The sequence below is a fragment of the Halorubrum sp. SD612 genome (assembly GCF_002135005.1).
On the sequence record NZ_NEWI01000308.1, the window covers coordinates 1 to 1,872 of the forward strand.

At 74.6% G+C, this 1,872-nt stretch carries 3 protein-coding genes and 1 pseudogene; 3 read left to right on the forward strand and 1 reads right to left on the reverse strand.

The features are described 5' to 3' along the window. Window positions 1-172, forward strand: a pseudogene (locus tag B9G38_RS18665) (HAD family hydrolase); the annotation flags it as partial. Window positions 173-259: 87 nt separating this feature from the next. Next, on the forward strand, window positions 260-967 hold the full coding sequence (locus tag B9G38_RS16755; protein WP_143415597.1) for a hypothetical protein: 708 nt from the start codon (window positions 260-262) through the stop codon (window positions 965-967). 1 nt (window position 968) lies between these two features. Here the strand turns inward: B9G38_RS16755 and B9G38_RS16760 are convergent, their stop codons facing one another. Then, window positions 969-1,529: a hypothetical protein gene (locus tag B9G38_RS16760; protein WP_086221126.1), complete on the reverse strand. Its 561-nt coding sequence runs from the start codon at window positions 1,527-1,529 to the stop codon at window positions 969-971. A 175-nt stretch (window positions 1,530-1,704) separates the two neighbouring features. Here B9G38_RS16760 and B9G38_RS16765 point away from each other — a divergent pair. Beyond that, window positions 1,705-1,872, forward strand: a 168-nt coding sequence (locus tag B9G38_RS16765) for an aldo/keto reductase (RefSeq protein WP_343125082.1), incomplete at its 3' end; no start/stop codon positions are given.

A 1,872-nucleotide genomic window follows, 5' to 3' on the forward strand; every position in this document is an offset into this window, starting at 1 on the left:
GGAGAACGGGTCGTCGTTGCGCGCGGACGGCAGCTCTGGCGTCGACGCCGCGTTCGTCCGCCGCCCCCACCTGCGGTAGACGGAGCTCTCCTGTCACCCGACCTACGAGATCGGCGACCTCCACGACCTCGTGAGCATCTGCGGGCGGGCGCCGAGCGACGGCTCGGTCTGAGGGCCGGTCTCCCGGAGGGCGCGCCGACCGTTCGAAGCCGACGGCGCCGACCGAAATCCTGAACTGCGGCCTCGACGAGTTCGGGCCGTGTCCGAGCCCTCCGCCCGCGTCGAGTCCCGTCCCCGCGTCGATCGGGACGCACTCGACGCCGCGATCGCCGGGTATCACCGCGCCGAACGCGCCGCCAGCTGGACCCTCGCCCTGCTCGTCGCCGCCGCGTTCCTCGCCGCCGTCGCCGCGCTCTCGTTCTGGCCCGGCGCGGCGGTGGCCCTCCTCCTCGCTCTCGCGCTCCGCGTGCCGGCGTTCCGGCGCGGCGGCTCGGTCCGGCTCCGCACCGACGCACCCCCCGAGACGGTGATCGAGGAGTTCGCGTCGGCGACGCCGCCGACCCTCGCCCTCCAGTGGGGAGTCGCGGACGAGGTCCGGCGCCCCGCGGACGCGGCGGCGACGTACGCGTTCTCGTACCTCTTCGGCCTACGGAGCGCCGCGATCGACCTCGATGTCGACCGAGTCGGCGGCGCGCCGACCGGCGACGAGGTCTCCGTCGACGGCGGGGACGCGGCCGCGACGGTCGAAATCGAAGGGACGGCGGACGGCCGGCCGTGGGCCTCGTACGCGGTGACGGTCCGCGAGGCGCCGGACGCCGGGAGCGTCGTCGACGTCGAACTGCGCCCGACGCGGCGGTTCGACCTCCGCCGGCTCCCGCAGGGGTGGGTCGCGGACAGATACTACGGCGACGCGCTAGCGGCGCAGGGGTACGAGGTCGTCGAGCGGTCGGTGTCGCTGACGCGGTGACTCACGCGATCAGCTCCGTCTCGGGCGCGTCGACGACGGTGCGGGAGACGCGATCGTCGCCGTCGACGCCGCGGAGGTCGACGCCGCGGAGGCGCAGCGCGACCGCCGCGTCCGCCCGCTCGTCGTCGTCGCGAGGGCGGAGCGTCTCTCGGGTGTCGTCCCCTTCGCCGTTTCCGCCGTACACGACCACCAGTTCCTCCTCTTCGAAGGCGACGTGATCGACGGCGTCGAGGGGGATCGCGACTCGTCGCTCCCGGGCGAGCGTGACCGCGACTCCGCCGACCGCGACGAGGAGCCCGACGCCGGCGACGAGGAGGTCGCCGGCGCCGATCGCTCCCACGTCGTCCCACAACAGGTTCGGGACCAGACTGCCGAGCGCGAGGACGACGCCGCCGCCCGGCCAGCCGACGTCGCGGAGCGCCCGCGGAAACCGCCCCGCGGCGAGCGCCCGGAGAACGCCGCGGAGGGCGTCGACGACCCCTCGCCGGATCCGGATCTCGTCGGGGGCGACGCGGACACGCCCGCCGACCGTCGCGAACGACCACGCGCCGGTTCGGCTCATCGGGGGCTCGCCGGATCGAGGCGGTCAAGCGCGGGGAGCTGCCGAGTCGAAGGGTTCGCTGTCATGGAGGGTTGTCGGATCCACCGCCGCGACCCACTTAAATCCGCTCGCGGCGCGGGTTCGAGCCCGGGGACGAAGCCGGGGGCTTTTGGCCGACCGCGGGACAGTGTCGGTCATGGACCTCCCGCCGGTCGGCCTCGGAACGATGGGGATCGACGACCGCGACGCGGTCGCGACCGCGCTCCCCGTCGGCTACCGCCACCTCGACACCGCCCGGATCTACGACAACGAGGCCGTCGTCGGCGAGGGGCTCGCCGCGGGGCTGACCGGTCATCCCGGCGTC